This window comes from Caballeronia sp. LZ003 (genome assembly GCF_031451465.1).
Taxonomy (GTDB): domain Bacteria; phylum Pseudomonadota; class Gammaproteobacteria; order Burkholderiales; family Burkholderiaceae; genus Caballeronia.
This window is the reverse complement of record NZ_JARUXJ010000001.1, coordinates 645,921-670,858: the sequence shown is the minus strand read 5'-3', so window position 1 is coordinate 670,858 and position 24,938 is coordinate 645,921. Positions and strand designations below refer to the sequence as shown.

At 64.2% G+C, this 24,938-nt stretch carries 26 protein-coding genes, 1 other RNA gene and 1 riboswitch; of the genes, 13 read left to right on the top strand and 14 right to left on the bottom strand.

Annotated features, from left to right (window positions below; all coding sequences use genetic code 11):
• Positions 1–11 precede the first annotated feature (11 nt).
• Together panC and panD are read left to right on the top strand one after the other, a co-directional pair.
• Entirely contained in the window at positions 12–845 is an 834-nt protein-coding gene (gene panC / locus QCE79_RS03080) for a pantoate--beta-alanine ligase (RefSeq protein ID WP_309841769.1), read from the top strand.
• 21 nt (positions 846–866) lie between these two features.
• Entirely contained in the window at positions 867–1,253 is a 387-nt protein-coding gene (gene panD / locus QCE79_RS03075) for an aspartate 1-decarboxylase (protein WP_244827277.1), read from the top strand.
• Between the two features lie 51 nt (positions 1,254–1,304).
• Here the strand turns inward: panD and QCE79_RS03070 are convergent, their stop codons facing one another.
• Complete coding sequence (locus tag QCE79_RS03070) at positions 1,305–1,931, bottom strand: ParA family protein (protein ID WP_244827276.1); 627 nt, start codon at positions 1,929–1,931, stop codon at positions 1,305–1,307.
• 193 nt (positions 1,932–2,124) lie between these two features.
• Here QCE79_RS03070 and QCE79_RS03065 point away from each other — a divergent pair, with 193 nt between their 5' ends.
• The gene (locus QCE79_RS03065) at positions 2,125–2,541 is read left to right on the top strand and encodes a PaaI family thioesterase (RefSeq protein WP_309841765.1); all 417 of its coding nucleotides are present in this window, start codon (positions 2,125–2,127) and stop codon (positions 2,539–2,541) included.
• A 47-nt stretch (positions 2,542–2,588) separates the two neighbouring features.
• On the opposite strand, the gene QCE79_RS03060 is transcribed toward QCE79_RS03065, so the two are convergent.
• From QCE79_RS03060 to QCE79_RS03050, 3 genes are all read right to left on the bottom strand, one after another.
• The gene (locus tag QCE79_RS03060) at positions 2,589–4,799 is read right to left on the bottom strand and encodes a TonB-dependent siderophore receptor (RefSeq protein WP_309841764.1); all 2,211 of its coding nucleotides are present in this window, start codon (positions 4,797–4,799) and stop codon (positions 2,589–2,591) included.
• A gap of 238 nt (positions 4,800–5,037) precedes the next feature.
• Positions 5,038–5,811: a hypothetical protein gene (locus QCE79_RS03055; RefSeq protein WP_309841762.1), complete on the bottom strand. Its 774-nt coding sequence runs from the start codon at positions 5,809–5,811 to the stop codon at positions 5,038–5,040.
• Between the two features lie 125 nt (positions 5,812–5,936).
• Positions 5,937–7,409 (bottom strand): cobyric acid synthase, encoded by a 1,473-nt coding sequence (locus QCE79_RS03050; protein WP_309841759.1) that lies wholly within the window; start codon positions 7,407–7,409, stop codon positions 5,937–5,939.
• Positions 7,410–7,464: 55 nt separating this feature from the next.
• Between QCE79_RS03050 and cobU the strand changes: the two genes are divergently transcribed.
• From cobU to QCE79_RS03030, 4 genes are all read left to right on the top strand, one after another.
• Entirely contained in the window at positions 7,465–8,031 is a 567-nt protein-coding gene (gene cobU / locus QCE79_RS03045) for a bifunctional adenosylcobinamide kinase/adenosylcobinamide-phosphate guanylyltransferase (RefSeq protein WP_244827271.1), read from the top strand.
• Between the two features lie 6 nt (positions 8,032–8,037).
• Complete coding sequence (gene cbiB, locus QCE79_RS03040; protein WP_250463543.1) at positions 8,038–8,979, top strand: adenosylcobinamide-phosphate synthase CbiB; 942 nt, start codon at positions 8,038–8,040, stop codon at positions 8,977–8,979.
• 53 nt (positions 8,980–9,032) lie between these two features.
• The gene (gene cobD / locus QCE79_RS03035) at positions 9,033–10,037 is read left to right on the top strand and encodes a threonine-phosphate decarboxylase CobD (protein ID WP_309841754.1); all 1,005 of its coding nucleotides are present in this window, start codon (positions 9,033–9,035) and stop codon (positions 10,035–10,037) included.
• Positions 10,038–10,272: 235 nt separating this feature from the next.
• The gene (locus QCE79_RS03030) at positions 10,273–11,139 is read left to right on the top strand and encodes a cobalamin-binding protein (RefSeq protein WP_309845151.1); all 867 of its coding nucleotides are present in this window, start codon (positions 10,273–10,275) and stop codon (positions 11,137–11,139) included.
• A 17-nt stretch (positions 11,140–11,156) separates the two neighbouring features.
• On the opposite strand, the gene QCE79_RS03025 is transcribed toward QCE79_RS03030, so the two are convergent.
• The 6 genes from QCE79_RS03025 to QCE79_RS03000 all read right to left on the bottom strand — a co-directional run bounded on the left by QCE79_RS03025 (position 11,157) and on the right by QCE79_RS03000 (position 17,311).
• Positions 11,157–11,732, bottom strand: coding sequence for a histidine phosphatase family protein (locus tag QCE79_RS03025; RefSeq protein ID WP_309841750.1), 576 nt, complete (start codon positions 11,730–11,732; stop codon positions 11,157–11,159).
• Entirely contained in the window at positions 11,717–12,478 is a 762-nt protein-coding gene (locus QCE79_RS03020) for an adenosylcobinamide-GDP ribazoletransferase (RefSeq protein WP_309845149.1), read from the bottom strand. Before QCE79_RS03020 ends, QCE79_RS03025 begins: the two co-directional genes overlap by 16 nt.
• A gap of 88 nt (positions 12,479–12,566) precedes the next feature.
• Complete coding sequence (gene cobT / locus QCE79_RS03015) at positions 12,567–13,619, bottom strand: nicotinate-nucleotide--dimethylbenzimidazole phosphoribosyltransferase (protein WP_309841748.1); 1,053 nt, start codon at positions 13,617–13,619, stop codon at positions 12,567–12,569.
• 10 nt (positions 13,620–13,629) lie between these two features.
• Positions 13,630–14,412 carry an ABC transporter ATP-binding protein gene (locus tag QCE79_RS03010; protein WP_309841747.1) on the bottom strand — a complete coding sequence of 261 codons (783 nt, stop codon included), beginning with the start codon at positions 14,410–14,412 and terminating at the stop codon, positions 13,630–13,632.
• A complete protein-coding gene (locus QCE79_RS03005) occupies positions 14,409–15,407 on the bottom strand; it encodes an iron ABC transporter permease (RefSeq protein WP_309845147.1) in 999 nt (332 codons plus the stop codon). The genes QCE79_RS03010 and QCE79_RS03005 overlap by 4 nt, the downstream gene beginning before the upstream one ends.
• Positions 15,408–15,433: 26 nt before the next feature.
• Positions 15,434–17,311 (bottom strand): TonB-dependent receptor domain-containing protein, encoded by a 1,878-nt coding sequence (locus QCE79_RS03000; protein WP_309841744.1) that lies wholly within the window; start codon positions 17,309–17,311, stop codon positions 15,434–15,436.
• 85 nt (positions 17,312–17,396) lie between these two features.
• Positions 17,397–17,721, bottom strand: a riboswitch (cobalamin riboswitch).
• A 236-nt stretch (positions 17,722–17,957) separates the two neighbouring features.
• On the opposite strand from QCE79_RS03000, the gene QCE79_RS02995 reads away from it, so the two are divergent.
• From QCE79_RS02995 to QCE79_RS02975, 5 genes are all read left to right on the top strand, one after another.
• Positions 17,958–18,344: an ATPase gene (locus QCE79_RS02995; RefSeq protein ID WP_244827263.1), complete on the top strand. Its 387-nt coding sequence runs from the start codon at positions 17,958–17,960 to the stop codon at positions 18,342–18,344.
• Positions 18,341–18,655, top strand: coding sequence for a cell division protein ZapA (locus QCE79_RS02990; protein ID WP_244827262.1), 315 nt, complete (start codon positions 18,341–18,343; stop codon positions 18,653–18,655). Before QCE79_RS02995 ends, QCE79_RS02990 begins: the two co-directional genes overlap by 4 nt.
• A 122-nt stretch (positions 18,656–18,777) precedes the next feature.
• Positions 18,778–18,960, top strand: a non-coding RNA gene (ssrS, locus tag QCE79_RS02985) — 6S RNA.
• 77 nt (positions 18,961–19,037) lie between these two features.
• Positions 19,038–19,496 carry an EVE domain-containing protein gene (locus QCE79_RS02980; RefSeq protein ID WP_250491911.1) on the top strand — a complete coding sequence of 153 codons (459 nt, stop codon included), beginning with the start codon at positions 19,038–19,040 and terminating at the stop codon, positions 19,494–19,496.
• A 93-nt stretch (positions 19,497–19,589) separates the two neighbouring features.
• The gene (locus QCE79_RS02975; protein WP_250463523.1) at positions 19,590–20,321 is read left to right on the top strand and encodes an SIMPL domain-containing protein; all 732 of its coding nucleotides are present in this window, start codon (positions 19,590–19,592) and stop codon (positions 20,319–20,321) included.
• 27 nt (positions 20,322–20,348) lie between these two features.
• Here QCE79_RS02975 and lgt read toward each other — a convergent pair whose 3' ends face one another.
• Both lgt and QCE79_RS02965 read right to left on the bottom strand, forming a co-directional pair.
• On the bottom strand, positions 20,349–21,245 hold the full coding sequence (gene lgt, locus QCE79_RS02970; RefSeq protein WP_250525494.1) for a prolipoprotein diacylglyceryl transferase: 897 nt from the start codon (positions 21,243–21,245) through the stop codon (positions 20,349–20,351).
• Positions 21,246–21,282: 37 nt separating this feature from the next.
• On the bottom strand, positions 21,283–22,218 hold the full coding sequence (locus tag QCE79_RS02965) for a LysR family transcriptional regulator (RefSeq protein WP_309841740.1): 936 nt from the start codon (positions 22,216–22,218) through the stop codon (positions 21,283–21,285).
• Positions 22,219–22,330: 112 nt separating this feature from the next.
• Here QCE79_RS02965 and ilvD point away from each other — a divergent pair, with 112 nt between their 5' ends.
• Positions 22,331–24,004: a dihydroxy-acid dehydratase gene (gene ilvD, locus QCE79_RS02960; protein ID WP_250508658.1), complete on the top strand. Its 1,674-nt coding sequence runs from the start codon at positions 22,331–22,333 to the stop codon at positions 24,002–24,004.
• Positions 24,005–24,104: 100 nt separating this feature from the next.
• Here the strand turns inward: ilvD and QCE79_RS02955 are convergent, their stop codons facing one another.
• Together QCE79_RS02955 and QCE79_RS02950 are read right to left on the bottom strand one after the other, a co-directional pair.
• The gene (locus QCE79_RS02955; RefSeq protein ID WP_244827256.1) at positions 24,105–24,443 is read right to left on the bottom strand and encodes a DUF2486 family protein; all 339 of its coding nucleotides are present in this window, start codon (positions 24,441–24,443) and stop codon (positions 24,105–24,107) included.
• A gap of 76 nt (positions 24,444–24,519) precedes the next feature.
• Complete coding sequence (locus QCE79_RS02950) at positions 24,520–24,936, bottom strand: DNA polymerase III subunit chi (protein WP_244827255.1); 417 nt, start codon at positions 24,934–24,936, stop codon at positions 24,520–24,522.
• Positions 24,937–24,938 lie beyond the last annotated feature (2 nt).

Genomic DNA, 24,938 nt, shown 5'->3' with positions numbered 1-24,938 from the left:
ACACCCGCTCGATGAAAGTCATCAGCTCAATTCACGAACTGCGCGATCAGTTGCGCGGTCAGAACCGCACCGCCTTCGTCCCGACGATGGGCAACCTCCACGAAGGCCATCTTTCGCTCATGCGGCTTGCGCGCCAGCATGGCGATCCGGTGGTCGCGAGCATCTTCGTGAACCGGCTGCAATTCGGGCCGAACGAAGACTTCGACAAATATCCGCGCACGCTGCTGGACGACATCGAAAGGCTGCAGTCGGAGAACGTCTACGTGCTGTTCGCGCCGACCGAAGTGGATATGTATCCGGAGCCGCAGCAGTATCGCGTGCATCCGCCGCATAACCTCGGCGACATTCTCGAAGGCGAATTCCGCCCCGGCTTCTTCACCGGCGTGTGCACGGTCGTGATGAAGCTGATGTCGTGCGTGCAGCCGCGCGTCGCGGTGTTCGGCAAGAAGGATTATCAGCAACTGATGATCGTGCGGCAGATGTGCCACCAGTTCGCGCTGCCCACCGAGATCATCGCCGCCGAAACGGTGCGCGAGGAAAACGGTCTCGCGCTGTCATCGCGCAATCGCTTTCTGTCGGCCGCCGAGCACGCCGAAGCGCCGCAACTCGCGCTGCAGTTGAATCGGGTGCGCGAAGCCGTGCTCTCGGGCGAGAAAGATCTGGCCGCGCTCGAACGCACGGCCATGAACGCGCTCGCCGAACGCGGCTGGAAGCCCGACTACATCAGCGTGCGCAAGCGCGTCGACCTGCTCGCGCCGGGCGAAGCGGATGCGAGCGCGCCGCTCGTCGTGCTGGCGGCGGCGAAGCTCGGCAACACCCGTCTCATCGACAATCTGGAAATCTGAAGTAAAGGAACCACACGCATCATGCAGCGCACCATGCTCAAATCGAAGATTCACCGCGCGACGGTCACGCATTGCGAGCTTCACTACGAAGGCTCGTGCGCAATCGACGAGGATCTGCTCGAAGCGGCGAATCTGCTGGAGAACGAGCAGATCGACATCTGGAACGTGAACAACGGCGAGCGCCTGACCACCTATGCCATCAAGGGCGAGCGCGGCAGCGGCATGATCTCGCTGAACGGCTCGGCGGCGCGGCGCGCGCAGTTGGGCGACCTCGTGATCATTGCGGCTTTCGCGGCTGTCGACGAAAAAGAGATCGCGGCGGGCTGGAAGCCGGACCTCGTCTTCGTCGATGAAGCGAACCGCATCAAGGGCAACCGCGATCACGTGCCGACGCAGAACTGGACCTGATCGTCCGAGTTCATCCGCGACTTGGCCGGCGCTCCGCAAGGACCGCCGGCCTTATTTTTTGCTGACCCATTCGATGATGGGTTGCCACTGCTCCAGGTCCTTCTCCACGCGGCTTTTGGCGACGTCCCAGATCGTGAGTCCGTGCGCGGCGAGTTGCACGTAGTTTTGCGTGTCGCGTAAAAAGCCGAGCACGGGCAAGTCGAGACTTTCCACGAAACGATGCAGTTGTTCCGCCGAGCGCGTACGCGCGTCCACCCGCATGCCGACGACGCCGACCTGAATCGCGCCCTTTCGCACCGCCTTTTCCTTCGCGAGTTTCGACAGAAAGTCTTGCGTGGCGAGGATGTCGAACATCGACGGTTGCAGCGGCACGATCACCTTGTCGGCAATATCCAGCGCGAGCGCGAGCCGGTTGCCGTGGACTCCGGCGGGCGTATCGACGACGGCTTTTTCCAGGCCCTTGGGCGGCTTGGCGGGCGCGTCGACATCGAGATTCCATTCTTCGATTCTTGGCAGCGTGTCCGGGCGCAGCGAAAGCCACGCGTGCGAGGAGCGCTGCTTGTCCAGATCGGCGAGCGCGACCCACTCGCCGTTTGCCGCGAAACACCCGGCTAGATTGGTTGCGAGCGTGCTTTTCCCGACGCCGCCCTTCGGATTTGCCACCACGATCACGGTCATGAATTGTCCAGAAGATTGTTCGACGCGCTTGAGTTCGACGCCCTTCGCCGGTATACCCCTGCGCGCGGTTTCGTTTTAGGAACCGATACATGATTTCGAGCCGTTGATATTATCGGCAAAACGGCGCCCACGCGAAGCGCTGGCCGAACGGACTACCCTTTCCTTTTCTTCCCATCTCTTCTAAACGACCGCCATGCCCCTTCGTTCCGATGTGACGCTCGACTTTCTTCGCAACCGTCAGAAGGGCTGTCTGCCCGAGTTGCTCGGCGTGCAACTGATTTCACTCGAAGAAGGCGCGTTGACGGGCGAACTCGTCATCCGGCCGGAGTTACTCGCGCCCAATGGCTTTCTGCATGCGGCAACGGTCGTCGGCCTGGCGGATACCTGTTGCGGATACGCGTGCATCGCTCATTTACCGGAGAACGCGCAGAATTTCACGACGCTCGAATTGAAGAGCAACCACGTGTCGACGGCGCGTGAAGGGAAGATCATCGCGCGGGCGACGGCCGTGCATGCCGGACGAAGCACGCAAGTGTGGGATGCAAGCGTCACCAATGGCGAAGGAAAGCTGATCGCCATGTTCCGGTGTACGCAGATGATTCTTTATTGAGGAAAAGCCGGACAGCGGCGCGACTGTCCCGGCTTTTCAAGTCGCGATCAGAAATCGACTTGCGCGGAAATCAGCAAGGTCCGCGGCGCGGCGTTGGTCACGTAGGTGCCCTGCTGCATCCAGTACCGGCTGCCGAAGAGATTCTCGACGTTGGCGCGAAACACGACGTCCTTCTTCGCGATGCGCATTCCGTAACGCACGCCGACGTCGTAACGCGTCCACGACGGCAAGCGCAAGGTATCGCTGGAATCGTAGTACTGCGCGCCCGTATGGATGATCCGCCCGTTGACGCTCAGGCCCGGCACCCACGGCAAGTCGTAATCCGCGCCGAGGTTGAAGGCGAACTTGGGCACGCCGCCCGGATCGTTGCCGTCCTGCGTGCCGCCCGCCGTGCCCGAAACCTTCGGATCGTAGAACGTCGCGCTCGCCATCAGGCGCAGACTGCGGAACATTTCGCCGTAAGCAGCCAGTTCGAGACCGCGCACGCGCGTCTTGCCGTTGTAGCCGTAGAAATTCGTGGTGGGATCGGTGACGGCGTTGGGCTGCGAGATCTGAAACACCGAAACCGATGTCAGCACGCGGCCCCAATCCGCCTTCACGCCCGCTTCGTATTGGTTCGACTTGTACGGCGCAAACGCCTGGCCCGCGTTCGCGGTGCCCGCCGGCGCCGTGCCGCCATTCGAAAGACCCGACGTGAAGTTGCCGTACACGGAAACATTCGAAAGCGGCTTGATCGCGATGCCCGCGAGCGGCGAGATCGCCTGCTGGTCGAGCGAGCTTTGCTGCGCGCCCGTGGTCGGATCGTAATTGTCCTGGCCGATCGTCTGACGACGGAAACCGCCCGTCAGCAGCACGCGGTCGTTGAAGAACGACATCGTATCGATGACCTGCTGACTGTTCAGGCGCGTCTGGCTGCTGCGCTGCATGTCGCCGCGCGGGGTATCGACGGGTGCGAGGGGCGACGGCGAATAGAGATTGGACGCCACCGCGGTCGATCCCAGCGCGTAGAAGTAGCCGATCTCCTGATTCAGGCTCGTCACGCCCGTGACCAGCGTGTGCTTGACGCCGAAGGTATCGAAGTGAAAGCGCAGGCCCGCATCGACGGTCTTGGTGCGCGTGTACTGGTCGTAATAGCCGTTATAGGCGCTGAACTCGCCCGCCGCCGTCATGCCCGCCGCATACGGGAAGTTCTGCTGCGACGTGCCGTAATGCTCTCCCGCCGCGCCGTACACGGTCACGTACTGGTTGATGTCGTACTCGGCGCGCGTCATGACGGCCGAATCGCGCAGCTTGAGCTTCGAGCCGGGATAGAGATTGTTGTATGCCGAAGGCACGGCGGGCACGGCGGTCGCGGTGCCGAAACCGATCTGCGAGCGGTACTCGTCGGTGTTCTCGGAGACGTTGTAGGCGTCGAACGACCAACGCAACTGTTTGCCGCGATAGTCGAGGCCGATCGCGCTGTCGCCCTGCAATTGGTTGCCGTGCGCAATGCCGGTCTGCCCGTCCTTGATCTGGCCGTTGAAGCGCACGCCCCACTGGCCTTCATCGCCGAAGCGGCGGCCGATATCGGCGGCAAATCCGAACTGGCTCTTCGATTGATACAGCGCGGTGAGACGCGTGAGCGGGGTATCGTCGGCGCGCTTGGTGACGATGTTGATCGCGCCGCCGACGCTGCCGCCCGGTCCCATGCCGTACATGAGCGATCCCGGGCCTTGCAGCACTTCGACGCGTTCGAGCAGGTTGACCGGCACGCGCGCCGCCGAGACCATGCCGTAGAGGCCGTTGAGCGCGACATCGGTTGGCTGGACGTCGAAGCCGCGAATCTGGAACACGTCGCCGAATCCGCCGCCGCTTTGCTCCGTGCGCACCGACGCGTTGTTGACGACGAGGTCGCCGATGGTCCGCGCCTGCGTGTCCTGGATCATCTGCTCGGTGTAATTCGTCGTGCTGAAAGGCTGGTCCATCACGTTCGCCGTTCCAAGCACACCGATGCTGCCGCCGCGCGCCACTTGTCCGCCTGCATAGGGCGCGGGCAGATCGCCGGGCGCCGCCGATCCCTTGACCATCACGGCGGGCAAGGTCGTCGATTGAGCAGCACCGGCGCTATCGGCCGAGGTGCCGTCCGCCGCCGGCGCGCCTTGCGCGTAAGCGCTCGCCTGCATTGCGGCGGCGGCGACCAGTCCCACGAAAAGACGTTCTACCGCCTTCGATACCGCAGTGCGGCGACTGACTTCTTGCTGGGTGACCGATCGTGACATAAGGCGTGGATATTCGAAAAAAGGTGAATTGAGCCGTCTGAGCGCGTAAATGCGAATCGTTAACAATTGTAAAGTGTCTATTAAACGGACGGTACAAAAATTGTATTTGTCGTATCAGAAACTGTTGTCGTGCTGCGACGTGTACGAGGCGTCACGGCACACTGGACGAGAAAAAGCCCGCGCGCGGCGGGCTAAATCCTAAGCAAAGAACCGGGATTTTAGGAAACCAGCAACAGGCTCACTGTCCCGACAGATAGAACGCCTGATCCCGCTGCGTCGTGACGCCGACGACGGTGAGCTGTCCGTTGACGACCGTGGCCTCCACGGGCATCGACACATTATTGAGCGTGCAAGACGCGCCGCCCGCGAAGTTCAAGGTGCCATCGAGCAGATGCTTGCCGGTCGAGCGCGGCTTGAAGCTGCCCGTGAACGTGCAGGCGTTCTGCGTGCCCTTGGCCGTGCCGTCCGCCGCGAAGGTGATCGAAGAGATCGGCGAGACGCCCGATGCGCTCGTCCAAGTGCGCGCCACGTCGTTGATGGTGATCGGCGTGTCGTACGTCGCGTTGTAGTTGCCGTTGTACGCGGTGGCGGCGGTATCGGGCGGAACATAGAGCGAGGTGGTCGCGGTGAGCGTGCTCTTCTGCGTGAAGTTGCCGCTGAGCGAGCCGGCACGGATCGCGCCTGCTTCGTGGAAACCTACCGTCGACGCGTCGCTGAACGCGCCATCGGTCGCCGTCATGATGCCTTCGATCAGCCAGACGAACGAGCCATCTCGCGAATAGATGCTGAAGTACTGACCCGATTCGAGGACGATGGTCTGCGCCGCGAGCGACTGCCCGGAATTCACCGAGCCGTACCAGAAGCCTTCAGGAAGCGTATGCGACGGATTCGTTACGCACGATTTCTGCAGATTACCGAGGTCGGTCGTGCAGGTCTTGTCGTCGCCGCCGCCGCCGCCGCAAGCAGCGAGGACGGGCAATACGAGCAGCATAAGCTTGGAGCGAAGTTTCATGAGAGCGTGTTCTTGGTATCGGATTGAGCACAGGCCGCCGCTCGTCACGGCGTGCCGACAATCAGATAACGGACCGCTGCTGCAAAACTTGAATGCGGAAAAGCACGCCCCGCGGCAGCTCGTCCTTAAGCGAACGCCGCCAGCACCGCCTTTAGATCCAGCGCCTGCTCGAACGAATCCGCGAGCCGGTCGAGCGACGCCTCCCGCAACGCCGGATAGTCGAGCGGCGCGGCATCGTTCACGCCGGCCCACGCGAGCAACGCGGCACAGGCTTCGGGTGTATCGAAGAGGCCATGCAGATACGTCGCCGCGATCTGCCCGTCTTGCGACACCGCGCCGTCGAAGCGGCCGTCGTCGAGCGCCACCGCCGGCCGCGCGAGCGCCGCGCCGCTCGTGCGTCCCATATGAATCTCGTAGCCGCGCACGGGCGCCTCCTTGCCGTCGATGACAAGCCGCCCCGTCACGTTTGCGAGCTGCTTGTCGGGCGTGAGCACGGTGGCGAGATCGAGCAGCCCCAGGCCATCGACACAACCCGCCGCGCCTTCGACGCCCGAAGGATCGTCGACCGTGCGCCCCAGCATCTGCATGCCGCCGCAGATGCCTAGCACCTTGCCGCCGTAGCGCAGATGCCGCTCGATCGCCCGCTCCCAGCCGTTCGAACGCAGCCACGCCAGATCGCGCTGCACGCTTTTCGACCCAGGCAACACGATCAAGTCGGCGGGCGGCGGCGCCATGCCCGGCCGAACGTACTCGAAATCGACTTGCGGATGCGCCCGCAGCGCATCGAAGTCCGTGTGATTGCTGATGCGCGGCAACGCCGGCACGATCACCTTCAGCGTCGATTCCGCGCCGCGCGACCGCGCCTGCGACGGCAGCATGTCCTCGGCATCGAGCGTGAGGCCATGCAGATACGGCAAGACGCCGAGAACCGGCTTGCCGGTCTGCGTTTCGAGCCATTCGAGCCCCGGTGTCAGCAAGCCGATATCGCCGCGAAACCGGTTGATGACGAAGCCGCGCACTCGTGCCCGCTCACTTTCCGAAAGACACGCGAGCGTGCCGACGAGATGCGCGAACACGCCGCCGCGATCGATGTCCGCCACCAGCACGACCGGGCAATCGACTCGTTCCGCGAACCCCATGTTGGCGATATCGCGATCGCGCAGATTGATTTCGGCGGGACTGCCCGCGCCTTCGACGATCACCGCGTCGAATTCGGCCGTGAGCCGCGCGTAGGACGCGAGCACGGCATCGAACGCGGTGCGCTTGTATTCGTGAGACGCCCGCGCGGCCAGATTCGCATGCGCGGGACCGTGGATGATCACTTGCGCGCCTCGATCGCTCGTCGGCTTGAGCAGCACCGGATTGAAGTCGATGCGCGCGGGCACGCCCGCCGCGATTGCCTGCAGCGCCTGCGCCCGGCCGATCTCGCCGCCATCCACCGTGACCGCGCTGTTGAGCGCCATGTTCTGCGGCTTGAACGGCGCGACCTTCACGCCGCCGCGCCGCGCGAGCCGGCACAGGCCCGCGACGAGCGTGCTCTTGCCGGCATCGGAAGTCGTGCCCTGAATCATCAGCGTGCCGCGCGGCGTGAAAGACATGGAATGCGGTCCTCGGGTGAAAGCCTGCATCTTAGCCCGCCGGTACAATATTGCGATGACCACGACCCACTCTCCACGCGACCTCATCTTCGTTCTCGGCGGCGCTCGTTCGGGCAAGAGCGCGCACGCCGAACGCCTTGCCAACGAGAGCGGTTTGCCCGTGACATACATCGCGACTGCGCGCGTCGGCAGCGACGCCGAGTTCGCCGAGCGCGTGCGGCATCATCGCGAAAGACGGCCCGCGCACTGGACGCTCGTCGAAGCGCCGCTCAGTCTTGCCGATGCCGTGCGCGACGCGGACAGGCCGGGCGCGTGCGTGCTCATCGACTGCCTGACGCTCTGGCTCGCCAATCTGCTCTTCACAACCGATAACGCCGACGCGCAGAACGCGTCACTGCCGCGCGAGGCCACCGATGCCTTCGATGCCTTCGACCGCGCGCTCGCCGCCGTGCGCGGCACGGTCATCGTGGTATCGAACGAAATCGGCTTGGGCGTGGTGCCGCTCGGTTCCGTCACGCGCCTTTATGTCGATGAACTCGGCCGATTGAATCAACGCGTCGCCGCCGCAAGCACGCGCACGACGCTGATGGTCGCGGGTCTGCCGATCGCGCTGAAAGGCTGACCGGCGATGCTCCTGCTTTCCTTTTACTCGATGTCCTTGCTCGCGGTGCTCGGCGTGATCGTCGATCGCATGTTCGGCGAGCCGCGCACGCGGCATCCGCTCGTCGCCTTCGGGCGATACGCCACGAAGCTCGAAGCGCGCATGAACACGGGGCATCGGGCGCGGCCGGCGGGCATGCTTGCGTGGCTTGCGGCCGTCGTGCCGCCGGTGTTGGTCGCGTGGGCGCTCGTGAGCGTGCTGCCGCCCGCGTATGCCGCGGCCGTGCATGTGATCTTGCTGTGGTTCGCGCTCGGCGCCAAGAGCTTGCGTCAGCACATTGCGCCGATTGCCCGCGCCCTCTCGCTCGGCGACCTCGAAAGCGCGCGCAAGCTCACCTCGCGGATCGTGTCGCGCGATACCTCGCAAGCCGACGAGAACGCCCTTTCGCGCGCGGCCGTCGAATCCGCGCTCGAAAATGGCAACGATGCGATCTTCGGGGCGCTCTTCTGGTTCGTGATCGCGGGCGGGCCGGGCGCGCTCGCGTTTCGCCTCGCCAATACGCTCGACGCGATGTGGGGTTATCGCACGCCGCGTTACCTGCGCTTCGGCTGGGCGGCGGCGCGCATCGACGATGTGCTCAACTTCATTCCCGCGCGCCTCACGGCGGCGAGCTACGCGCTCGCGGGCGACACGCGCATGGCCTGGCATTGCTGGCGCACGCAGGCGCGTGCGTGGGACAGTCCGAACGCAGGGCCGGTGATGGCCTCGGGCGCGGGCAGCCTCAATGTGCTGATTGGCGGCGCGGCGGTTTATCACGGCGTGCTCGAAGCGCGTCCGACGCTCGGCGCGGGTCATGAGGCCACGCCGAGGCACGTGGTCGCGGCGTTGAGGCTCGTCGAGCGTTCGATCTTGCTGTGGCTTGCCATCCTGCTCGTCTTTGCCTTGATGAGCGCGTCCGGACATGGGTGATTCTTCTGTTTCGATTCGACGCGTCCATCACTTCGCGCCTTCCACACGCCATCATGGCTGATCCACTGCGTCCCATCCGTCACGGCGGCAATCTGCGCGAAGCCGCGCGTCGATACGGCATCGCGCTCGACGACTGGCTCGATCTTTCAACGGGCATCAACCCCTTAGGCTATCCGGTCCCGCCCATTCCGCCCGATGCCTGGCGCCGTTTGCCCGAAGACGCCGATGGTCTCGCCGAACTCGCCGCGACTCATTACGGCGCGCCGCTCGCGCTGCCCGTCGCGGGTTCGCAGGCCGCCATTCGTGCCTTGCCGTGGCTCTTGAAGAAGGGCACGGTAGCCATCGCACCGTTGACGTATGGCGAGTACGCGCCGGCGTTCGTGCGCGCGGGCCATTCGGTCGTACCGCTCGATGTAAATGCCGACACGTTGCCGAATGCCGTCGATCACGTGATCGTCGCCAATCCGAACAACCCGACCGCCGAGCGTCTCCCGCGCCACGTCTTGCTGCATTGGCATGCGAGGCTGGCATCGCGCGGCGGTACGTTGATCGTCGATGAAGCATTCGCCGATGTCGATCCGGCCGAGTCTCTTGCCGGTCGCAGCGCGGATGCGGGGCTTGTCGTCCTGCGCTCGGTCGGCAAGTTCTTCGGGCTCGCGGGAATTCGCGCGGGCTTCGTGCTTGCCGCACCCGATGTGATCGCCATGCTCACCGATGCGCTGGGTTCATGGACCGTCAGCGGCCCCGCGCGTCACGCGGTGCGGGCGGCTTTCGAGGATCGCGCGTGGCAACGGGAAACCCGCGAACGCTTGCAGCGCGATGGCGCACGGCTCGCGGCGCTTATCGCGCATCATGGGTTCGACGCGCGTGCGACGCCGCTTTTTACGTCGTTCCAGACATTGGATGCGAGCGGCTTGCAGCATGCGCTTGCCACGCGCGGTATCTGGACGCGGCTCTTCGATCCGGCTGGGATGACGCCGAGTTTGCGCATCGGCTTGCCAGGCAGCGAAGGAGAATGGGTGCGGCTTGAACGAGCGATGGCGGAGGTTTGCGCGTGACGTCGAAATCTTTCTGGCGCACCTTGGCTGCGCGGATCGGCTTGCTTGGCAGTGAAGTCAATCGGGCGCAGCTTGAACGCTCGCTCCCGGTGGCTTGCGCGTGAGCTTAGAACTCGTCTTGCGCACCTTGGCTGCGCGAATCGGCTTGCTCCGGCGCGCAAGCAACCGAGGTCTGCGCGCGTTCGCCGCGCATTCGCTTCGACACGCCGTTCCGCATGTCCTTCTCGCAACGACGTTGACGCTGAGCGCATCGCCCTCTGTCGCCGCTATCACCGTCACCGACGACAGCGGCTCCAGCATCACGCTCGCGACACCCGCCACGCGCGTCGTGAGTCTCGCGCCGCATGTCACCGAATTGCTGTTCGCGGCGGGCGGCGGGTCGCGTATCGTCGGCGCGGTGACGTATAGCGATTATCCGAAGGAAGCGCAGGCTATCCCGCGCGTCGGCGACAACAAGGCGCTCGATCTGGAGCGCATCGTCGCATTGCATCCGGACTTGATCGTCGTATGGCGGCATGGCAATGCGGCGCGGCAGATGGATCGGCTGCAAGCGCTCGGCATTCCGATCTTCTTCAGCGAACCGCGCCATCTCGACGATATCGCGAGCAACATCGACCGGCTCGGCGCGTTGCTCGGCACGGAAGCGAACGCACGCGCGGCGTCGGCTGCATTCACGCGCGATATCGGCAGTCTGCGGACGCGTTATGCGCAACGTCCGCCGGTCGGCGTGTTTTATCAGGTGTGGGACGACCCGCTCATGACGCTCAACCGCGACAACGTGTTCAGCGAAGTGATCGCGTTGTGCGGCGGCGTCAACGTCTTCGCCGCGAACGACACGCGCGTGCCGACCATCTCGACCGAAGCCGTGCTCGCGGCGAACCCGGAAGCCATCGTCACCGCGACGCCCGGCGCGACGACGCCGAATCGCGCGTTGCCCGCACTCGATCGATGGAAGCGATGGGGTTCGCTCACCGCGGTGGCGCGCGGCAACCTCTTCGGTATCGATGGCGATCTGATCAATCGGCCGACGCCGCGCATCGCGCTGGGCGCGGCCGAGCTTTGCAAGGATCTGGAGCAAGCGCGCGGGCGTCGCGGAAAGTGACCGAAGCGGCCCTGCCCTCAGGCATTCCACCGCACCAGCAGCCACTTCCCTCTCACGCGCCTGAACTGCACGATCGCGCCGAATTCGATCGGCCATTGCAACACGCTCGCGCGCTCCATCCCGAGCATATGCGCTGTCAGCACGCGCATGACGCCAGCATGCGCGATCACATGCACCGGCCGTTCGGCACGCTCGATATCGCGCAACCAGTCCTCCACGCGCCCGGCGAACTGCACGAGACTCTCCCCGCCATGCGGCCTCGCGTGTTCGATATCCGCGGCCCAGGCATCGATCAGCGCGCGATCGATCGCATCCCACGCGCGCCCTTCCCATGCGCCGAAGTTCATCTCGGCGAGGCGCGCATCGACGTGAGGCGCGATGCCACCGCTCAACGCCGAGGCCAGCGATGCACATCGCACGAGTCCGCTCGAATGCCAGCCATCGACACACGCGGGCACGTTCAGCGACAGCATGCGCGCCTTCAGAGCGCAAGCCGATGCATTCACATCGCGCAGCAAGGGAACATCGGTCTGGCCGTAGCACACGCCTGCATCGACGCGCACGGCTGGATGCCGGATCAGTACGAGATCCATGCGAGCCCGATGAGATAAATGGCCAGTTCGAACACCTGTTGCGCGAAGCCGAGACAATCCCCCGTATAGCCGCCGATGCGCTTCACAAAGTAACGTCCCATCGCCCAGCGCAGCACCGTGAGCAACGCGATCGTCAGGCAGGCGAATTTCCAGTCGATGACAAAGAGCCACGGCACGCCGAAGATCATCGCAATCAGAAACGAGCCCGCGCTCATGCGCTGTGCGACCGGCTTCGCCTTGCCCTCGGCGCGCACATAGTCGAGCGTGACGAGATAGCTGATGGCGAAAACGCGGCTCGCGGCGTGCGCGGCGATCAGCAACCATGCGGCAATAAGCGGCGGCGTGCTCGCAAGCGTCTGCCACTTGAGCGCCAGTGCAATGACGAGCGCAATCGCGCCGAACGCCCCGATGCGCGAGTCATGCATGATGCGCAACACGTCATCGCGCGTATAGCCGCCGCCGAAGGCGTCGGCGCAATCGGCAAGACCGTCTTCGTGGAACGCGCCGGTCAGCACGAGCGTGGCGGCCATCGACAGCAACACGGCAACGCCCAACGGAAGCACGCGCAACGCCGCGAGCAGGACGAGCGCGGCAACACCGCCGACCATCACGCCGACGAGCGGAAAATAACGCGCCGCCGCGTTCAGATAAGCGCGCTCGAAGCCAACCCAACGCGGCACCGGCACGCGCGTGAAGTAACCGAGCGCGGTGAAGAAGTAGCGCAGTTCGTCGAGCGGACGGGTCATTGCGGCAAGCGGGTCGAGACGCCCGCGCGCCTGAACGCAGTGACGCGCCCCGACCTCGTGCAGCGCTTGCGGATGATGCTCATCGCCGTCACTCTCGCTTATCCGTGACACCCGCCGCCTCGAAGCTCGCCATCTCATCGACGAACGCAACGGCCGCGCGCAGGATCGGCAACGCGAGCGCCGCGCCCGTGCCTTCGCCAAGCCGCATGTCGAGTTGCAACAGCGGCTCCGCATGCAGATGCGCGAGCATGCCCCGATGCCCCGCCTCGTTCGACGCATGCGCGAACACGCAGTAGTCGAGCACCTCGGGTGCGATCTTCGCCGCGACGAGCAGGCCGGAAGTCGCGATGAAGCCATCGACGAGAATCGTCATGCCCGCGTCCGCCGCAGCGAGACACGCACCCGCGATCATCGCGATCTCGAAGCCGCCGAACGTCGCGAGCGTGTCGATTGCATCGCCTTCGGCCGCATGCAACGCGAGCGCTCGGCCAAGCACGTCGCGCTTGTGCGCAAGGCCGCGATCGTCGAGACCCGTGCCGCGTCCGACGCATTCGCCAATGGGCACACCGCACAGACGGCTCATCAGGCACGCCGCCGCCGACGTGTTCGCAATCCCCATCTCGCCGAAGCCGATCACGTTCGTGCCGAGCGCCGCGTGATGCCGCACACGCGCCGCGCCGCGCGCGATGCCTTCGAGCGAGGTCTCGCGCGACATCGCCGCTTCCTTCGCGAAGTTGCGCGTGCCGAGGCCGAGCGACAGACGCTCGTAGCCGCTATCGATGGGAATCGGTGTCGCCACGCCCGCATCGACCACTTCGAGCGTCATGCCGACCGAACGCGACAGCGCGTTGATCGCCGCGCCGCCCGCCAGAAAATTCGCGACCATCTGCGCGGTCACTTCTTGCGGATACGGACTCACGCCCTCGGTCGCGATACCGTGATCGCCCGCAAACACGATCATCGCCGGGCGCTCGATGCACGGCTTCGTCGTGCGCTGAATCACGCCCATTTGCAGCGCGAGCGTTTCGAGCCGACCGAGGCTGCCCGGCGGCTTCGTTTTCGTATCGATGATGCGTTGTAGTTCGGCTTCGCGCGAACGGTCTGGCGCGCGGGGCGTAGGCAAGTCGTGAGCGTTTGACATCGGCAATCCTTCAGGTGCGTGCAACGGGAATGGACGGCACGAGCGCTTCGTGCTCGCCATCGCGGATCAAGGCTAGCGGATAGCCGAACGCGGCGCTCGCGCGTTCAGGCGTGAGCACGTCCGCGACGAGACCGGCGTGCGCGCCGCCCTTGCCATCGAGCAAAAGCGCGTGCGTCGAAAAGCGCCGCGCGAGATTGAGATCGTGACACGAGAAAATCACCGTGCGGCCCGACTTGCACGCGGCGTCGGCCAGTACGTGCAGACAATCGATTTGATGATGCAGGTCCAGATGCGCGAGCGGTTCGTCGAGCAGCAAGAGCGGTGTGTTTTGGCACAGCACGGCGGCGAGCGTCACGCGTTGCCGTTCGCCGCCCGACAATGTCAGGACATCACGCGAGGCGAACGATAGAAGACCGAGCGCATCGAGCGCGGCACGCGCGGCAGCGCGGTCTTCGGCGCTCTCCCAGCCCCAGCCCGTGACATACGGAAAGCGGTTGAGCAGCACGGTGTCGAGTACAGTCGCGCTGAAGGCATCGTGCGAGCTTTGCGGCATCAGCGAGCGCGCGCGTGCGAGATCCGCCGCGCGCCAGGACGCGAGTGCGCGGCCATCGAGCGATATCGCGCCTTTGGCCGGCTTTGTCAAACCCGCGAGCACGCCAATGAGCGTGGTCTTGCCCGCGCCGTTCGGCCCGGCTATGCACCACATCTCGCCCGCGCCGATACTTTGCGTGAGGTCTTCCACGAGCGTGCGTGCGCCCGCGCGCAAGCTGACGTGTTCGATATGCAGGGTCATCGCGGTCTCGCCAGCAGCATCCACAGGAACATCGGCACGCCGACGAGTGCGGTCACCACACCCACCGGCAATTGCGCGGGCGCGATCGCCGTGCGCGCGACGAGATCGGCGCTCATCACCGCGAGGCCGCCTGCCAGCGCCGACGCCGGCACGAGCATGCGCTGATCGTTGCCGAACGCGAGCCGCAATAGATGTGGCACGACGAGCCCAACGAAGCCGATGGTGCCCGCCGTCGTGACAGCCGCCGCTGCCGCAAGCGATGCGACGAGGTACACCGACAGCCGCACGCGCGAGACAGGCACGCCGAGCGAACGCGCGGCCGTATCGCCACGCAACAGCACGTTGAGTTGCGGCGCGAGCGGCACGACGACGATCATCGCGACGACGAGCGCGATCAGCGCGGGCCACGGCGTCGCTGCGCCGTTCAGGTCGCCCGTCAGCCAGAAGATCATCCCGCGCAAGCGATTCTCCGGCGCAATACTGAGGATCAACGTGATGAGCGCGCCCCAGCCCGCCGCTATCACGACCCCAGTCAGCAGAAGACGCGGCGAGGCATCGCGATCGCCGTGCCACAGGTCGCGTCGCGCGAGTCCGAGCACCAGCACGATGGATGCGAACGCGCCCGCGCACGCCGCCAGATCGATGCCCCACCACGGCAGCGACGCGAGCATCGCCGTGAGTGCGAAGGTCGCCGCTCCGCCGGATACGCCGAGCACGTACGGCTCGGCCAGCGGATTGCGCAACAGCACTTGCAGCAGCGCGCCGGAAAGCGCGAGCAAGGCGCCCGAAGCAAAACCCGCAAGCGCGCGCGGCAAACGCAAGGTGAGCACGATGTCATCGGCGATATCGGGCGCGGCCGCATGCGCGTGCAGCAACGCCGCGATGGCGCGCGGCAAGGGCAACGCGACGCTGCCGAGCGCGAGCGACGCCACGAACACAAGCAACGCGGCAAGCCCGAGCGCAGCCCAGATGCCTAACGCGCGTTTCGCGTTCATCGCGCGGCGCAGGTCAACGGTGTCGCTCACGACGGGCGCCAGCCGAGCGTGACATAAGCGCCGCGCCTCGGCGTGTTGTACGAATAAGCCAGTTCATAGTTCCGGTCGAAGAGGTTGTCGACACGCGCGCTCACGTACCACGACTTCGTGATGTCATAGCGCGCCGACAGATTCACGACGCCATAGCCCGCGAGCGTCGAATCGTAATCGCTGCGCGCACCGCTCACGATCCACTCGCCACCCACGCGCCAGCTTCCTATCGAGCGATGCGCGCTGAAACTCGCGAAACGCCGCGCACGGCGCGTCAGGTCCTGATTGCCGGTTTCATCGACGGGATTCTGGAACGTCACGCCCGCGCGCAAATCAGTGGCGCCGACATGCCCTGCCCACGATCCCTCGACGCCCTGCACCTTCGCGCGTCCGACGTTCTGCGCGATATAGAAGCCGCTGCCGTCCGATACGTAATCGATCAGATTCGAATAGCGCGTCTGAAACGCCGTCACGCGCAGCACGCCCACTTGGTCCGATGCGTACTGCAGCGCCGCTTCCACCGAATGACTGCGCTCGGGCTGAATGGACGGATTGCCGCTGAACGGATAGTAGAGATCGTCGAAGCTCGGCGCGCGGAACGACGCCGCGTAACTCGCGCTCGCGCGCCAGTGCGTGTCGATGTTGTACGCATAGCCCAGATAGTAGCTGTTCGCGCCGCCGAAATCGGAATACTGGTCGTGGCGCAGATTGGCCTGCACTTCGCTCGGACCGAAGCGTCCCACATAGCCCGCGTACACCGAATTCACGTGACGATCCGGCGCGCTGAACTGATCCGAATCGAGCGTCTGGTCGAGATGCTCGTAACCGAACAGGAGCTTGTGCGCCTCCGTCAGGCGAAAGTCGTTCTGCCACAGATACTGGCGATCCTCGGAATTGAAGCGGCTCGTATAGATGCCGTTCTGCTCGATGTTCGCGCGGTCCTGTCCCTGCGCGACCGTGAAATGCGTGGTCCACTGGTCCGTGATACGGCCGTTCGCAAACACCGATGTCGACCGCACGCGACTGTGCGAATCGTTGAGATCGCCGGGCAAGCCGTAGGCATCGTCGAAACTGTCGATGCCGTTCGACTGATAGAAGCGCACGCCCGCGTCCCATTTGTCGCCGAACTTGTGGCGCAGCGTGGCCGCGACGCTTTCGTTCAGATAACCGTTCGCGTTCGGATTGGCGTTGGGCGCGAGCGCGGGATCGATCGACGAGAAACCATCGGTCTTCTCGCGCGATACGTTGAAGCTGAAGGTCGTGCGGCCTTCGCTATCGAGCGCGCCGGAAACGCCCGCCGCTTGCCGCTGCGTGTGATAGCTGCCGTATTCCGTCTCGAAGTAGAAGCGCGGCGGATGCGCCTCGCCGTCTTTCGTGAAGATCTGCACGACGCCGCCGATCGCGCCCGAGCCGTACAGCGCCGACACGTTGCCGTCCACGACTTCGATGCGGTCGATCTGATCCGGCATGATCTGCGCAAGCTGCGCCGAACCGAGCGATGCGGATTCCACACGCACGCCGTCGATCAAAACGAGCGATTGCGTCGAGGACGCGCCGCGTATGAACGCGCTTGCATTCGCTCCCGGGCCGCCGTTGCGCGTCACCTGCACGCCGGGCGCAAGACCGATGACGCCGAGCGCGTCGTAGGCATTGCTATCGGCGATATCCTGGGCGTCGAAGAGCGAAGTCTGCGCGATCGTATCGGCGAGAGGTTGCGCGGTGCGCGTCGCGGTCACGACGACGGGCGCGAGCGGCGGTTGCGAGGCTTCGTCCGCGAGCGCTTCATGAGCGAGCAGCCATGTGTTGAGGGCGACGAGCGCGGCGCGTTCGATCGTTTTGCGTCTGCCCGCGTGTCGGGCAAGTGGCGATACCATGCGTGAAATGTTCCCATGCGTAGGCTGGCGCGACCTCGCTCCCCGCAAGGCCAATGCGCGACGAGCGCGCTCGAATGCGAACAGACGAACGCGCTGAACAGTTGGCCGGTATCCGGGCTGGCGACACACCGTCCCGCCTTCCCACGCATGAAGCGCAGTGGCATCGACACGTTCTTCGCCTTGCCTGCGTCGAGCGGCGGATTCTTGCGAATCAGACAAACTCGCAAGCAAACTCACACGACGGCGCGGCGAAAAACGCGCAAGGGACGACTTGCAACTTGCGTTGCGGTCGCTTACCGTTGCGGGGGCAGCACAGGTTGGCGTGGCCTTGGCGGCGCCGCTTCCTGTTTCCCGTTTGACTGCGCCCGCAAAAGAATGCGGACGCGAGCACCAAAAGTGCGGCAAGTGTAGGAGCGCGATTCAGGACCGTCAAGAAACGACCCTGGCCGATCATCGCAAGACACACGGCTCACGACGAACCCAACTAGAACCCGCCGTCGCAACACATCGGCAGCGCCCGCGCTTTCCACACACGAATGCATCGCGATGCACGCATGATCGCGTGCTGTTACGTCTCGAAACGAGACAATTATCGGAAGCTCCGTTGAACCGCGCTAGAATGCGAGGTCTTTAGAGGACGCAGCACATGCTCAACGAACTCGAATCACTGTCAGGAAATATCGGCCGGCTGATCCAGATCAGCGAGCGGCACAATCAGGCGCGTCTCGCGCTTGAAGCACAAATCGAACAACTGCGTAGCGACTACGCGAACGTGCAGGCAGAGCTCGTGCAAATGCGCGAGGAGCGCGACACGCTGCAAGCCGAACGTGATTCCCTCTCGGCCAAGATCGACGACGCGCAGGTCCGCCTGAACGCGATCCTCGAAAAGTTGCCGCGCGGCAAGTCCGCGAATCATGCCGAGACGGAAAATCAGCTCGATCTCCTCGATGCCCGTTCTCACGATGTGCAAGCCGCGCACGAGCATGCGCACGCGGGAGAGCACAGTGAGCATCATCACGGAGAGAAGGCATGACGACCACGCAGATCGAAGTATCCATTCTCGGCCAGCAATATCGCCTCGCCTGTTCGCCGGAAACCGAAGGCGCGCTGCGTGAAGCGGTGGCACGCGTCGACGCCGAGATGAACAAGGTGCGCAATGCAAGCAACGTGCGCGGGCAAGACCGCATCGCGGTGATGGCCGCGCTTTCACTCGCTTCCGAATTGCTGAGGCTGCAAGAAAGCGTGCGTCATGGCGAGGCCTTCCCCGCCGAGGAAATTCGCCGCACGATGCACTCCATGAACGAACAGCTTGGTGCTGTCATCGCGCAGTATGAAGTGCAGTGACCGAAGTGCTGCGACGCCGCTCCTTGGCGAACGCTAATCGGTCGCGCGATGTCAATCGAAAAAAGAAACTGCGCAATTGGTGTCGAGAGGCTGCATTAGACATTCGATTGGTGTAGAGTGACTACTCCCTGCCTGGTTCGCCAAGGTCATATATTCCTTGAACCAATGCTACATTGGCACGGTTGTGGAAACTTGCAGCACGGGCGCGCGCGTCACTCTGTCTGATGTACCCGAAGTGTTGCTTACTGCGACCAATCTTGAACCCAGGTTCAGGATGCCGGCCTAGCGGCCGAGGTGGGGACCCTACTCCAGCGGCATCGGTTCATACCGATGCCGTTTGCTTTTGTCGAGCCCGTTTTAAAACCCCGTTGCCGAATCCATCATGCGCTACTGGCTGATGAAGTCCGAACCGGACGAAGCGAGCATCGATCATCTCGCGCACGCGCCGAAGAAAACCCTCCCGTGGACGGGCGTGCGCAACTATCAGGCGCGCAACTTCATGCGCGACCAGATGCAAGTCGGCGACGGCGTGCTTTTCTATCATTCGAGTTGCCCGGAACCGGGCATTGCGGGCATCGCCAAAGTCTGTTCTACGGCCTATCCCGATCCCACTCAGTTCGACGCCAAAAGCCCGTACTTCGACGCCAAGTCCACGCAGGAGACGCCGCGCTGGATGCTCGTCGATGTGCGCTTCGTCAAGAAGACGCCGTTGATTCCGCTCGCGACATTGCGCGAACACGCGGAACTCGCCGACATGCAAGTGCTGGCGCGCGGCAATCGGCTGTCGATCACGCCCGTGACCGAGGCGCAGTGGCGCTTCATAACCGAGCGTCTGGTCTAGGGCGCGCGAATCGTTCAAGGGAACTAAGGGAACGAACGAAGCGCCTAAGTGCGGTCGCGAATCACGCGATGCTCTTGCACTCGGAGTCCTTAGATGATCGACAAGAAAACCGCCGCCGCCCTCGCCTTCGTCGCGATGTCGAGCGCCGCGCTCACGCTTCCGCTTTCGGCCGCCGCTCAGACGGTAATCACCAATCCGCAGCCATCCGGCGTGCTCTCGCTATCCGCGCAAGCCAGCGCGCAAGTGCCGCAAGATGTCGTCAACATCACGCTGTTCTACGAGCAGGAAGCGGCCGATCCATCGTCGCTCACCACCACGCTCAATCAGCGCGCCGAAGCCGCATTGCGCGAAGCAAAAGGCGTCGACAACGTGACCGCGAAAAGCGGCTCGTTCACGGTTTATCCGAGCACGGATCGCGACGGTAAGATCTCCGCGTGGCGCGGCCGCACTGAGGTCGTGCTGGAATCGCACGACTTCGCGGCGGCGTCCAAGCTCGCGGGCAAGATGAGTAACGCCATGCAAGTCGGCAGCGTCGCGTTCTCGCTGTCGCCCGAAGCGCAGCGCGCCGCCGAGCAGAAGCTCTCGACGCAGGCCATCGAGTCGTTCCGCAAGGAAGCGCAGGCCACGAGCCAGGCGTTCGGCTACGCCAACTTCACGATCCGCGAAGTGAACGTGGGCCACAGCGGCGCGGGTCCGCGCCCGGTGATGATGATGCAGGCCCGCTCGCTTGGCGCGGACGCGAAGGTCGGCGCGCCGATGGCGCTCGAAGCCGGCACGACGACGGTGACCGTCGACGTGTCGGGTTCGGTGCAAATGGGGCGATAACTGCTGTGCCGGAGAACGCGGCGTGATTTACGCCGCGTTGCCGGACACGCGTTTCTGACGTTTGTACGCCCACACCATCATGACGATGCCCGCGACGATCATTGGCAGCGAGAGCCATTGGCCCATCGAAAAGCCGAGCGCGAGGAGTCCGAGATAATCATCCGGCTCGCGCGCGAATTCCACCGTGAAGCGCGCAAGCCCATAACCGATCAGAAACAACGCCGACACTGCGCCCACCGGCCGCGGTTTGCGCGCGAAGAGGTAGATCACCGCAAACAGCACGAGCCCTTCCAGCGCGATTTCATACAACTGCGACGGATGGCGCGGCAGCATGTGATAGCGCGAGAAAATCTCCGAGAGATTGTATTGCGCATCGAGCTGCGGATGCTTCGCGAGCCAGATGGCGTCGTCGTTGGTGGAATTCTGGAAGAGCATGGCCCAGGGCGCGGCCGGGTCGGTCACGCGGCCCCACAACTCACCGTTGATGAAGTTGCCGAGACGCCCCGCCGCCAGTCCGAGCGGCACCATCGGCGCGACAAAATCCGTCACTTGCAGCCACGTGCGCTTGCGCTGAAACGCGAACAGGACCATCGCGAGCGTCACGCCAAGAAAGCCGCCGTGAAACGACATGCCGCCTTCCCACACCTTGAAGATATCGAGCGGATGCGCGAAGTAATAACTCGCCTTGTAGAACACCACATAGCCAATGCGGCCGCCGAGAATCGTTCCGAGCACGCCGTAAAACAGCATGTCGTCGATGTCCTTGACGGTCCAGCCTTGCGCGGCGACATGCGGCAAGCGCAGACGCAATCTGCCGATGGCAATGGCCGAAATGAACGCAACGAGATACATGAGGCCGTACCAGCGCACGGCGAGCGGTCCGAGATGGATCGCGACGGGATCGAAATTGGGATGTATGAGCATCGTGTAATGGAAGAGCCAGGCGAACTTCAAAGGCGAATCATACGGCAACGACGGCAGCAGCCTGCGCGCGCACGATCTCGATGAGCCGGCTCAACACCGGACTCACTTCGGCCGCGCGCCACACGAGCCCGGTTTCGACCACGGGCCCCGGTTCCCGCAACGGGCGATACACCACGCCCGTGCGCCGCAGATGCCGCAACGACTGCGGCACGAGCGCGACGCCCATGCCGGCGGACACGAGGCTCACGATGGTCTGCATCTGTATCGCCTCTTGTCCGATGCGCGGCGTCAAACCGGCCGCGCCGTAGCAGCCCATAATGATGTCATACAAACCCGGCGCGAGACGCCTTGGAAAGACGACGAGCGGCGCGCTGGCCAAGTCGTGCAGATCGACGGGCGTCTCGGTCCATTCGGCGGCGCCCTGCCCGAGTTCCTGCGCGGTATCCGTCGACATGGCGATGACGAGCGGCTCGCGCGCAATCGGCAGATACGAAAGCGTCATGGCGTGACGCGGCGGCAGCGGCGGAATCACGAGACCGGCATCGATACGGCCGGCCACGAGTTCGTCTATCTGAACGTCGCTGGTGGCTTCCGTAAGTTGCAGACGCACGCCCGGATAACGCGCATTGAATTCGCGCAGTAACGCTGGCAAAAGGCCGTAATCCGCCGTGGAGACGAACGCGAGCGAGAGCACGCCCGCCTCGCCGCGCGAAAGCGACTGCGCGAGCGGACGCAAGGCGTCGGCGGCGGCAAGCAGGCGGCGCACCTCGGGCAACAGATCGCGGCCAACCGGCGTCAGTTCGACCGTGCGCCGCGTGCGTTCGAACAGCACGACGCCGAGCGCGTCTTCCAGCGCACGGATGGCCTGCGAGAGCGGCGGCTGCGTCATGGCGAGGCGCGCGGCGGCGCGGCCGAAGTGCATCTCCTCGGCGACGGTCACGAAGTAGCGCAGCAGGCGGAGTTCGACTGGCATCGATATGTTTTGCGACTCAATAGACCCTGAATAATATATTGGACAGATACATCGACGACACTGCATTCTTCCTGCACCACACCAAGAACCACGATCCCCTCAGGAGGCAGCCATGCCCTTCAATCGCCGCTCGAAACACATCACGCAGGGCGTCGCACGTTCGCCGAACCGCTCGATGTACTACGCCCTCGGTTACAAGGAGGAAGACTTCGACAAGCCGATGATCGGTATCGCCAACGGTCACTCCACCATCACGCCGTGCAACGCGGGTCTGCAGCGTCTCGCCGATGCCGCCGTCGAATCCATTCGCAAGTCCGACGCGAATCCGCAAATCTTCGGGACGCCGACCATTTCGGACGGCATGTCGATGGGCACCGAAGGCATGAAGTACTCGCTCGTCTCGCGCGAAGTCATCGCCGACTGTATCGAAACGGCCGTGCAGGGACAGTGGATGGACGGCGTGGTCGTGATCGGCGGCTGCGACAAGAATATGCCGGGCGGCATGATCGGCCTCGCGCGCATGAACGTGCCGGGCATCTATGTGTACGGCGGCACCATTCGGCCGGGCAACTGGAAGGGCAAGGACCTGACCATCGTGTCGTCGTTCGAGGCGGTCGGCGAGTTCACGGCCGGGCGCATGTCGGAGGAAGATTTCAAGGGCGTCGAGAAGAACGCGTGTCCGTCCACCGGTTCGTGCGGCGGCATGTACACGGCCAACACCATGAGCTCCTCGTTCGAGGCGCTCGGCATGTCGCTGCTCTATTCCTCGACGATGGCGAACCCGGATCAGGAGAAGGTCGATTCCGCCGGCGAATCGGCGCGCGTGCTCGTCGAGGCCGTGAAGAAAGATCTGAAGCCGCGCGACATCATCAACAAGAAGTCGATTGAAAACGCCGTGGCGCTCATCATGGCGACGGGCGGTTCCACCAATGCCGTACTGCACTATCTGGCTATCGCGCATGCGGCGGAAGTCGAATGGAGCATCGACGACTTCGAGCGCATGCGCAAAAAAGTGCCGGTGATCTGCGACCTGAAGCCGTCGGGCCAATATGTCGCAACCGACTTGCACAAGGCGGGCGGCATTCCGCAGGTGATGAAGATCCTGCTCGATGCGGGCATGCTGCACGGCGACTGCATCACGATCACGGGTCGCACGCTCGCCGAGGAACTGAAGGACGTGCCGAGCAAGCCGCGCGCGGATCAGAAGGTGATTTTTCCGATCGAGCAGGCGTTGTACAAGGAAGGCCACCTTGCGATCCTGCGCGGCAATCTCGCGGAAGACGGCGCGGTGGCGAAGATCACGGGCTTGAAGAACCCGGTCATCACGGGGCCGGCGCGCGTGTTCGAAGACGAGCAAAGCGCGATGGACGCGATTCTCGCCGACAAGATCAAACCCGGCGATGTCGTCGTGCTGCGCTATCTCGGCCCGCAAGGCGGCCCCGGCATGCCGGAAATGCTCGCGCCGACGTCGGCGATCATCGGCAAGGGGTTGGGCGAAACCGTCGGCCTCATCACCGACGGGCGGTTTTCTGGTGGCACGTGGGGCATGGTCGTGGGCCACGTCGCGCCGGAAGCGTTCGCGGGCGGGACCATCGGGCTCGTGCAGGAAGGCGATTCGATCACCATCGACGCGCACAAGCTGCTGCTGCAATTGAACGTGGATGACGCGGAGATCGCGCGCCGCCGCGCGCTGTGGATGAAGCCGGCGCCGCGTTACACGCGCGGCGTGCTGGCAAAGTATGCGGCGTTGGCGTTGCCGGCCAATCGCGGGGCGGTAACGGGCTGAAGTGGGTCCAGCCAGGAAAGGCGAGCGCCCGGCGTTAAAAAGCCGCTACGAATGATCTTCGTAGCGGCTTTTTTCGTTCGGAGCCGTTGGCAAGCCCCGCTCACTCTTCCCGCTGCCGCCGCAACTCCTCTTCCACCGCCGCTCCGACCCACTCGCGCAAGCGTCCATCCAGCGCCACCGCCACTTCGCGCGTGATGTCCTCGACGAGCGTCTGCGTATGTTCGCGCAGCACTTCCTCGCAGCGCGCCGCGATCAGCGCGCGGGCATCGGTGTCCAGATACTGCGTGACGCGCGCGCGCAGGCGTTCGGCGACCAGCGCGGCATCGTATTCGAATGCCGCTTCCGCCGATGCCGCGCGCGCATATTCCGGCTTGCCGGGCACGACGACATCGGTGAGAACGGGGATGGACGTATCGAAGGATTCAGGTGTTTTGGTCATGGTGTCTCCGTCCGTCGCGTGATGAGCCTGTGTTGTGCGCCAATCGTAATGCCCCGCGACGGCGCGCTATGTTCGCTCAACCGCCTTGCTTGTGCGTTTCGATGGCGTAACCGCGATCCCGATAGAACCGGAAGCGCTCGCGCCCGGACGCGAGTTCGTCGTCCTCGTTGCCGACGATCTCCACGAGCCGCTCGAAGCGCGCGAATTGCGCGGACACCGGCGCGCCGAGATTGACGAGCACCTGATGATGCGGCGCGTCATCCAGATTCGACGTGAGCACGACCGGCGTCTCGGCCGCAAGCGGGCTTTTCGCCATGCAGTGCGGCACGAATTCGAGCGGCGCAAAGGTCCACAACTGCTCGTCGAATTCGGCGAGACGGCGCGGCTCGGCAAGGACGACGAGCGCGCGCCCGCTCGCATACGCCTTGCGCGCGAGGCGGCAGGCGTAGGCGAGCGAATCGCCCACGTTGGTATGAAAGTCGATGCGCGTCACGG

Excerpts from the sequence above, each read along its gene's own strand:
- panC (WP_309841769.1), top strand. The coding sequence starts at position 12 with ATGAAAGTCATCAGCTCAATTCACGAACTGCGCGATCAGTTGCGCGGT.
- panD (WP_244827277.1), top strand. The coding sequence starts at position 867 with ATGCAGCGCACCATGCTCAAATCGAAGATTCACCGCGCGACGGTCACG.
- QCE79_RS03070 (WP_244827276.1), bottom strand. The coding sequence starts at position 1,931 with ATGACCGTGATCGTGGTGGCAAATCCGAAGGGCGGCGTCGGGAAAAGC.
- QCE79_RS03065 (WP_309841765.1), top strand. The coding sequence starts at position 2,125 with ATGCCCCTTCGTTCCGATGTGACGCTCGACTTTCTTCGCAACCGTCAG.
- QCE79_RS03060 (WP_309841764.1), bottom strand. The coding sequence starts at position 4,799 with ATGTCACGATCGGTCACCCAGCAAGAAGTCAGTCGCCGCACTGCGGTA.
- QCE79_RS03055 (WP_309841762.1), bottom strand. The coding sequence starts at position 5,811 with ATGAAACTTCGCTCCAAGCTTATGCTGCTCGTATTGCCCGTCCTCGCT.
- QCE79_RS03050 (WP_309841759.1), bottom strand. The coding sequence starts at position 7,409 with ATGTCTTTCACGCCGCGCGGCACGCTGATGATTCAGGGCACGACTTCC.
- cobU (WP_244827271.1), top strand. The coding sequence starts at position 7,465 with ATGACCACGACCCACTCTCCACGCGACCTCATCTTCGTTCTCGGCGGC.
- cbiB (WP_250463543.1), top strand. The coding sequence starts at position 8,038 with ATGCTCCTGCTTTCCTTTTACTCGATGTCCTTGCTCGCGGTGCTCGGC.
- cobD (WP_309841754.1), top strand. The coding sequence starts at position 9,033 with ATGGCTGATCCACTGCGTCCCATCCGTCACGGCGGCAATCTGCGCGAA.
- QCE79_RS03025 (WP_309841750.1), bottom strand. The coding sequence starts at position 11,732 with ATGGATCTCGTACTGATCCGGCATCCAGCCGTGCGCGTCGATGCAGGC.
- QCE79_RS03020 (WP_309845149.1), bottom strand. The coding sequence starts at position 12,478 with ATGACCCGTCCGCTCGACGAACTGCGCTACTTCTTCACCGCGCTCGGT.
- cobT (WP_309841748.1), bottom strand. The coding sequence starts at position 13,619 with ATGTCAAACGCTCACGACTTGCCTACGCCCCGCGCGCCAGACCGTTCG.
- QCE79_RS03010 (WP_309841747.1), bottom strand. The coding sequence starts at position 14,412 with ATGACCCTGCATATCGAACACGTCAGCTTGCGCGCGGGCGCACGCACG.
- QCE79_RS03005 (WP_309845147.1), bottom strand. The coding sequence starts at position 15,407 with ATGAACGCGAAACGCGCGTTAGGCATCTGGGCTGCGCTCGGGCTTGCC.
- QCE79_RS03000 (WP_309841744.1), bottom strand. The coding sequence starts at position 17,311 with ATGGTATCGCCACTTGCCCGACACGCGGGCAGACGCAAAACGATCGAA.
- QCE79_RS02995 (WP_244827263.1), top strand. The coding sequence starts at position 17,958 with ATGCTCAACGAACTCGAATCACTGTCAGGAAATATCGGCCGGCTGATC.
- QCE79_RS02990 (WP_244827262.1), top strand. The coding sequence starts at position 18,341 with ATGACGACCACGCAGATCGAAGTATCCATTCTCGGCCAGCAATATCGC.
- QCE79_RS02980 (WP_250491911.1), top strand. The coding sequence starts at position 19,038 with ATGCGCTACTGGCTGATGAAGTCCGAACCGGACGAAGCGAGCATCGAT.
- QCE79_RS02975 (WP_250463523.1), top strand. The coding sequence starts at position 19,590 with ATGATCGACAAGAAAACCGCCGCCGCCCTCGCCTTCGTCGCGATGTCG.
- lgt (WP_250525494.1), bottom strand. The coding sequence starts at position 21,245 with ATGCTCATACATCCCAATTTCGATCCCGTCGCGATCCATCTCGGACCG.
- QCE79_RS02965 (WP_309841740.1), bottom strand. The coding sequence starts at position 22,218 with ATGCCAGTCGAACTCCGCCTGCTGCGCTACTTCGTGACCGTCGCCGAG.
- ilvD (WP_250508658.1), top strand. The coding sequence starts at position 22,331 with ATGCCCTTCAATCGCCGCTCGAAACACATCACGCAGGGCGTCGCACGT.
- QCE79_RS02955 (WP_244827256.1), bottom strand. The coding sequence starts at position 24,443 with ATGACCAAAACACCTGAATCCTTCGATACGTCCATCCCCGTTCTCACC.